This is a genomic window from Microbacterium sp. Leaf351 (assembly GCF_001423825.1).
Taxonomy (GTDB): Bacteria; Actinomycetota; Actinomycetes; order Actinomycetales; family Microbacteriaceae; genus Microbacterium; species Microbacterium ginsengisoli.
Window position 1 is genome coordinate 68,348 of sequence record NZ_LMPK01000001.1, and the last position, 7,361, is coordinate 75,708.

5 protein-coding genes are annotated in these 7,361 nt (G+C 70.9%); 1 reads left to right on the forward strand and 4 read right to left on the reverse strand.

Annotation, left to right across the window (positions count from 1 at the left end):
• The first annotated feature begins 538 nt into the window (after nt 1-538).
• Nucleotides 539-1,471, forward strand: a complete 933-nt coding sequence (locus ASG00_RS00300; RefSeq protein ID WP_056206058.1) for a Ppx/GppA phosphatase family protein — start codon at nt 539-541, stop codon at nt 1,469-1,471.
• A 7-nt stretch (nt 1,472-1,478) separates the two neighbouring features.
• Here ASG00_RS00300 and glmM read toward each other — a convergent pair whose 3' ends face one another.
• The 4 genes from glmM to ASG00_RS00320 all read right to left on the reverse strand — a co-directional run bounded on the left by glmM (nt 1,479) and on the right by ASG00_RS00320 (nt 7,323).
• Nucleotides 1,479-2,834, reverse strand: coding sequence for a phosphoglucosamine mutase (gene glmM, locus ASG00_RS00305; protein WP_056206060.1), 1,356 nt, complete (start codon nt 2,832-2,834; stop codon nt 1,479-1,481).
• A gap of 8 nt (nt 2,835-2,842) precedes the next feature.
• Nucleotides 2,843-3,319, reverse strand: coding sequence for a 30S ribosomal protein S9 (gene rpsI, locus ASG00_RS00310; protein WP_056206062.1), 477 nt, complete (start codon nt 3,317-3,319; stop codon nt 2,843-2,845).
• Nucleotides 3,320-3,345: 26 nt separating this feature from the next.
• Entirely contained in the window at nt 3,346-3,792 is a 447-nt protein-coding gene (rplM, locus tag ASG00_RS00315) for a 50S ribosomal protein L13 (RefSeq protein ID WP_045246273.1), read from the reverse strand.
• 204 nt (nt 3,793-3,996) lie between these two features.
• Nucleotides 3,997-7,323, reverse strand: a complete 3,327-nt coding sequence (locus ASG00_RS00320) for a DUF5979 domain-containing protein (RefSeq protein ID WP_162238304.1) — start codon at nt 7,321-7,323, stop codon at nt 3,997-3,999.
• Nucleotides 7,324-7,361: the final 38 nt, after the last annotated feature.

Here is a 7,361-nt window from a genome sequence, read left to right on the forward strand (position 1 = left end):
CGTCTTCCCCTCGCATCCGGCGGTAGCGCGGGCGGACCTCGTCTACGTGATCGGGCCGCCCACTCCGGCCCGCATGGCGGACGCCCAGAAGCTGCTCGACGAGGGCGTGGCATCCCATCTGCTGGTCTCGGTCGGCGGGGGGATGCCGGCGTCGACCGTGCCGGAGTGCACGCGGCCCGACGTGACCTGCGCCACGCCCGAACCGTTCACCACGAAGGGCGAGGTCGCCCTGCTGCAGGCCTACGCGCGCGATCACGCCGCGCAGAGCGTCGTGGTGCTCACCTTCACCCCCCATGTCGCCCGTACCCGCTACATCTTCGGACGCTGCTATGCGGGCGACGTGACCGTCGTGCCTGTCGAGGAGCGCCTCGATTTCGGGCAGTGGGTGTATCAGTACCTCTACCAGTCGACGGCGTTCGTGAAGGCATGGCTCCTCCCGTGCGCCGAGCCGATGAGCGCGGTCCCCACCCCGGTCGCGACGGCGGGGTAGAGTCTCGGCGCTCCGCGACGGCGGGCGGGCGCCGGATAGGCTGACCGCGTGCGACTCGGCGTTCTCGACATCGGCTCGAACACCGTCCATCTGCTCGTCGCCGACGCCCACCCGGGCGGCCGCCCCCTGGCGTCGACGAGCACGCGCACGGTGTTGCGACTCATGCGCTTCCTGACCCCCGACGGATCGATCAGCGAGGAGGGCGTGTCCGCCCTCGAGCAGGCCGTCGCGGACGCCGCCCGGGTCGCCCGGGAGCAGGGCGTCGACGAGCTGCTGGCGACCGCGACCTCCGCGGTGCGCGAAGCGACCAACGGCGACGAGGTCATCGCCCGCATCGAGGCGGCCCTCGGACAGGAGCTGCAGGTGCTCGGGGGCGAGGTCGAGGCCCGGTACACCTTCCTCGCCGTGCGCCGCTGGTTCGGCTGGTCGGCGGGACAGGTGCTGCTGTTCGACATCGGCGGCGGGTCGCTCGAGATCGCGGCGGGCGCCGACGAGCTGCCGGAGGCCGCGGCATCCGTGCCCCTCGGCGGCGGACGCATGACCGTCGAATTCCTGCACGACGACCCGCCCGGAGAGGACGCCGTCGAGCGGCTGCGCGCACACGCCGAGCAGACCCTCGACCCCGTGCTCGCACCCTTCTGCGCCCTCGCGCGCCCCGACCACGTCGTCGGGTCGTCGAAGGCGATCCGCTCGCTCGCGAAGCTGGCCGGCTACCCCGTGCCGGGCTGGTCGGGCATCGAGCGGATGCTGCTCCCCCGCGCCGCGCTCGGCTCGTGGATTCCGCGGCTCGCGCGCATCCCCGCGTCCGCCCGGCAGGAGCTGCCGGGCATCACCGCCGACCGCACGTTCCAGATCGTCGCGAGCGCCGTCGTCGTGCATACCGCGATGCGTCTCATGGACGTCGACGAGCTCGAGGTGAGCCCGTGGGCACTGCGCGAGGGCGTGCTGCTGCGCTACATCGAGTCGATGGCCTGGAGCTGAGCGGGACTCAGTTCGCGAGGCGCTCGCGCACCACGTCGGCGAGGGTGGCCGCGATGCGCTCGGCGGTGGCGGCATCCGCCGCTTCGACCATCACGCGCACGAGCGGCTCCGTACCCGACGCCCGCAGCAGCACCCGGCCGGTGTCGCCCAGCTCCGCCTCCGCAGCCGCGACCGCGGCCGCCACCTGCGCGTCGGCCACGCGGGTGCGATCGACGTCGCGCACGTTCACCAACACCTGCGGGTAGACCGTCATTGTCGATGCGAGCTCGGCGAGCGAGCGTCCGGTGCGCGCCATCTCGGCGACGAGGTGCAGACCGGTCAGGAGGCCGTCACCCGTCGTCGCGAAGGCGCTCATGATCACATGGCCGGACTGCTCGCCGCCCAGCGAGTAGCGGCCCTGGTTCATCGCCTCGAGCACGTAGCGGTCGCCGACCGCGGTCTGCAGGACTCGGATGCCGCGATCGGTCATGGCCCGATGCAGGCCCAGGTTGCTCATCACGGTCGCGACCAGGGTGTCGTCCGAGAGCGCGCCGCGTTCCTTCATCGCGACCGCGAGGATCGCCATGATCTGGTCGCCGTCGACCACACGTCCCGCCGCATCGACAGCGAGGCACCGGTCGGCGTCGCCGTCGTGGGCGATGCCGATGTCGGCGCCCAGCCGCACGACCTCCGCCGCGAGCGAGTCGAGGTGGGTCGAGCCGACGCCCTCGTTGATGTTGAGCCCGTCGGGGTCGGCGCCGATCACCGTCACACGGGCGCCCGCGTCGCGGAACGTCTCGGGCGAGACTCCGGATGCCGCGCCGTGCGCGCAGTCGAGCACCACATGGAGGCCGCCGAGGCGATGGGGCAGCGAACGCAGCAGGTGCAGGACGTAGCGGTCCTCCGCGTCCGCGAAGCGGCGGATACGACCCACGCCGGCGCCGGTCGGCTGCAGCTTGGGGCCTGCGAGCGCGAACTCGATGCGCTGCTCGACGTCGTCGGGGAGCTTCACACCGCCCCGCGCGAAGATCTTGATGCCGTTGTCGGGCGCGGGATTGTGCGACGCGGAGACCATCACGCCGAAGTCGGCGTCGGTGTCGGCCACGAGGAACGCGGCCGCCGGGGTCGGCAGCACTCCGGCGTCATCGACGTCGACGCCGGAGGAGGCCAGACCGGCCGCGACCGCCGCCGCGAGGAACTCGCCGGAGATGCGCGGATCGCGCGCGAGCACCGCGCGTGGGCGTCGCCCCGCGGCACGCCGCGCCTCGGCGGAACGGCCCTGGCCCAGGACGACCGCGGTCGCCTGGGCCAGGGTGAGAGCAAGATCGGCGGTGAGGGGGCCGTTGGCCAGCCCCCGCACGCCGTCCGTGCCGAACAGCGCCATGGAGCGGATCAGCGCTTCGAGTACTGAGGAGCCTTGCGCGCCTTCTTGAGACCGGCCTTCTTGCGCTCCTTGACGCGAGCGTCACGCGAGAGGAAGCCGGCCTTCTTGAGGGTCGGGCGGTTGTTCTCGGCGTCGATCTCGTTGAGCGCGCGCGCGATGCCGAGGCGCAGCGCGCCGGCCTGGCCCGAGGGGCCACCGCCCTGGATGCGGGCGATCACGTCGTAGGCGCCCGCGAGGTTCAGCACCGTGAACGGGTCGTTGATGAGCTGCTGGTGCAGCTTGTTCGGGAAGTAGTCCTCGAGCGTGCGGCCGTTGACCGTGATCGAGCCGGAGCCCGGCACGAGACGGACGCGGGCGATCGCCTGCTTGCGGCGGCCGACGGCCGCACCCGGCACCGAGAGAACGGGGCGGGGGGCGTCGACGACCACGTCGGCCGGCGTCTCGGTCGAGTAGTTGTTGTCGGTGGAGTCCTGGATGTTCGCCACGAGTGTGTCCTTTGGGTGAGCGGCGCTTACTGGGCGACCTGGTCGAAGGTGTAGGCCTTGGGCTGCTGCGCGGCGTGCGGGTGCTCGGCACCCGCGTAGACCTTCAGCTTGGACAGCTGCTGACGACCGAGGCTGTTCTTGGGGAGCATGCCGCGGATCGCCTTCTCGACGGCGCGGACGGGGTTCTTCTCGAGGAGCTCGGAGTAGGCGACCGCCTTGAGACCGCCCGGGTAGCCCGAGTGGCGGTAGGCGAGCTTCTGCTGGAGCTTCTGACCGGTGAGGGCCACCTTCTCGGCGTTGACGACGATGACGAAGTCGCCGGTGTCGACGTGGTTCGCGAAGGTGGGCTTGTGCTTGCCGCGGAGGATCGCGGCAGCGTGCGAGGCGAGGCGGCCGAGCACGACGTCGGTGGCGTCGATGACCAGCCATTCACGCTGGATCTCGCCTGCCTTGGGGGTGAAAGTGCGCGTCACAGTTGTGCTGCTTTCTGTATCGAACGGAGAGGTTCGTGAATCCCGCTCCGGGGTGCTTGTGCGAGGGATGCTCGCGCAAGACGCCAGTGGAGGGCTCACGTTCGCGGTGACGCCCAGCAAGGCGCACCAAAGGGAGAGTCTACGTCATCGGGATGCCGCGGCCAAATGCCGGTGCGCAGATCGCTGCGCACCGGCATCCGGTCATCAGGCGCTGCGGCGCCTGCGCACCCACAGCAGGAGCCCGCCGACGAGCAGCAGCAGTCCGCCGCCGATCGGCACGAGCACGTTCATCGCGGCACCGGTGTAGGCCAGCGGCGGCTCGAACTCGTTCTCCACGACGATCGATGAGTCGTCACCCGTGAGGGTGATCTGGGCGCTCGCCGACGTGGTCACCGTCGTGCCGACATGGATGCGGGTCGCCGTGGCGCCGCCCGTGTCGGTCTCGGTCAGGTCGCACACGGTGCCGATCGGGACATCCGAGATGGTCAGCGTCGCCGCCGCCGTCCCGCCGATCTGCGCGGTGACGTCGCGCAGTGTGACGCCCGCCGGATACACCGTGCTCGTGTAGGTGCACACGACATGCACCGGGAAGGTGCGGGTGATCCCGATCGACCCGAGTCCGCTCAGCTCCTTCGAGATGACGACCGGGTCGACGTCGAAGGCGTTCGTGAACGCCACCGTGCTCTGGTCGGCGGCCGACACGTCGGGCAGCGGCGAGAGGGTCGCCGTCGTGCCCGTCACCGCGGGCTGGGTCACACCACCCTCGGTGACGGCCACCGTCGTGCGCGCGGCGCCGGCGGCATCCGTCTCCGTCACGCGGCAGTCGGCGCCCTCGGGAAGACCCGTCCAGGTGAACGAGCCGCCTGCGGCGATGCTCTGCGTCAACGGCTCGGTCGCAGCCACCGCGGCCCCGTTGAACGTGCAGGCGAGCGCGACCTGGAACGGCCCGTAGGTGAGCGGATGCCCCGTGGCATCCGTCGCCTGCGAGTCGACCGTCTTGGTGACCGTCACCTGCGCCAGTCGGAAGGTGTTCTGCACCTGGAGCGCGGGCTGCGCCTGATCGCCGACCGAGAGCACGGTCGGGTCGGTCGCGACGGTGAAGGTGTAACCCGTCGCCGCGTCGGCCAGCGGCGCGCCCGTCGCGGACTGGATCTCACTCAGTCCCGCGCCGCCCGCGTCGGTCTCCCGGAGGATGCAGGAGGATCCGCTCGCGATGCCCGTGTAGTCGGCCACGGGGGACGCCGCATCGACGATGCGCGTCGCCCCGCCGGGCAGCACGACCGACTCGCCCCCGCGCGTGCACGCGAGGTCGAACGTGAACTGCGCGGTGCCGTAGGTCGCCGCCCCCGCACCGGCGAAGGTCTTCGTGACCTGGACGGAGCCCGTCAGGTACCAGTTCGTCAGCGCGACGGTGGCCAGACCGCTCGTGGGGATCGTGACGACGCCCGTCGTCGTGTCGGTTCCGTCGTTCGGCGTGATGACGACCGCGTCGGCGCCGAGGAGCGCGTTCTCGGTCACATCGCACGTGGAGCCCGCGAGGATGCCGGTCACGGACGCCGTCCACGCGCCCGACGCGCTGAGCGTGCGGGTGGTGTCGACGAGCGTCTGCCCGTTCAGCGTGCACACCACGTGCGCGGTGAAGGACTGGGTCTCACCGAACTGATCCGCGCCGCCCCCCTCGAACGACTTCCTGAGCGTGAGCCCGGCGACGTCGTAGAGGTTCTCGAACGACACGGCGTTCTGGGTCGCCCCACCGGTGCCGTTCGGGCTCAGCTCGGGGATGTCCGCCGTGCGCGTGGCCTGGTCGGTGGTCGGGGTGACCGTCGGGTTCGTGACGTCGACACTCGTGACCGTGCTCTGCGCCGAGAGCGGGTCGGTCTCGGTCACGGTGCAGTGCGCGCGGGCGGGCAGGTTCGTGAACGTGCGCGATCCGCCGTCATCGAGCGTGAAGGTGGTGCTCAGCACGCTCGCGCCGTTGAAGGTGCAGTCCACCGAGAAGCCGAAGCCCGTGGGGATCGGGAAGCCGGTGCTCGCGGTGACGGTCTTCGACACCGTGAGGCTCGCGTAGTCGTAGACGTTCGTCACTGTCTGCAGCTGCAGGGGCGTCGTGCCGGAGACAGCGGTGATCGACGCGGGACTCACCGAGGACGCCGCCCCCGAGTTCGACTCGACGAACGCGCAGTCCGCACCCCACGGGAGCCCGCCGACGGTGACCGGAACGTTGGCGGTCAGAGCCGGCACCGTCGGTAGCGACGCCGAGGCGACGCTCACGCCGTTCGATGTGCACTGCAGCGAGCCGGAGAAGGTCGTGGGCACCCACGACTCCCCCGCGGCATCACCCGTGACGGTCTTCTCGATCGTGATGCTTCCCGAGGCGAGCGCCGCGCCGACGACAGGCACCTCGAACGGCAGCAGCGTGACCGAGGAGCCACCCGCGGTGTAGGTGGCGCCGGTCATCGCCGAGTTCCAGGCGATGGGGTTGGTGCCGCTGTTGACCGCTGCCGGCGGGGCATCCGTCGGGAAGCTGAGGGTGAACGTCTCCCCCGGTCGCAGCGCGTGTCCGCCGCCGGCGAAGTCGACGACCGCGTAGATCGCCGTCACCGTGCTGAGGTCGACCGACGAGTCGAGCGGCTTCCAGTACCCCGGCGGGCAGCTGCCCCCCGGGTTGAGCACGTCGTCGCAGAGCGCGGTGCCGGGCGTCACGCTCGAGTAGTAGTAGCTCGCCGTCGCGCCCGGCGCGACCGCGGCCTGCAGGGTCGGCAGTGCGCTCAGAGTCGGGTGCCATTCGGTCGTCGCGGACGGCAGCGTGATGCCGCTCGCGCCGGGGTTGGGCAGATACAGGATGCTCGAGACGGTGTCGAGCGAGTAGGTGCCCTGGTTCGTGTACTGCCCGCGCCAGGTGTTCACGGCTCCGGGCTTGGTGATCGGCGCACAGTGCCCGGAGTAGAAGCCGTCGCTGGTGGCGTCAGCGCTCGAGCACGGCGTGGAGTTCGACGAGGTCACGCCGAGGCTCGCGTCATCGGCACGCACCTCCTGATACATCCCGAGGTTCGCGAGCGGCAGCACGCTGACCGCGGCCGACGTCGAGCAGGTGTCGCTGGGCGGACCGGTCAGGTTGCACTGGTCGAACTGGCGCTGTCCGTCGAGCGAGTAGGTGTTCGTGATGACCTGACCGGCGAGCAGACCCGGGCGCAGGCGCATCGGGAAGCTGATCGTGTACGTCTCACCGAGGCCCAGTGCGGTGCCGGATGTGAACGAGAAACGGATCGCGATCGGCTCCGGCGTCGAACCCGTCGAGTACGTCACGTGCACGGTGACCTGTGACGGATCCACCGGCACCGACGTGTACGGCGTGCCGGGGGCCGTGCCGCCCGTGCGGGTGAAGGTGTAGGACGACGCGTCGGTCGGGTCGACGCCCGCGGGGAACACGTAGTCGGGGGCACCCGCCACCGCCGTTCCCACCGGCAGCGTGTCGGTGATGACGGGGTCGATGATCGGGTACTGACCGTTGTTCGTGGTCGCCAGTCCCACCGTGAAAGTGGTGGCAGGCTGCATCGTGCCGGACGGGG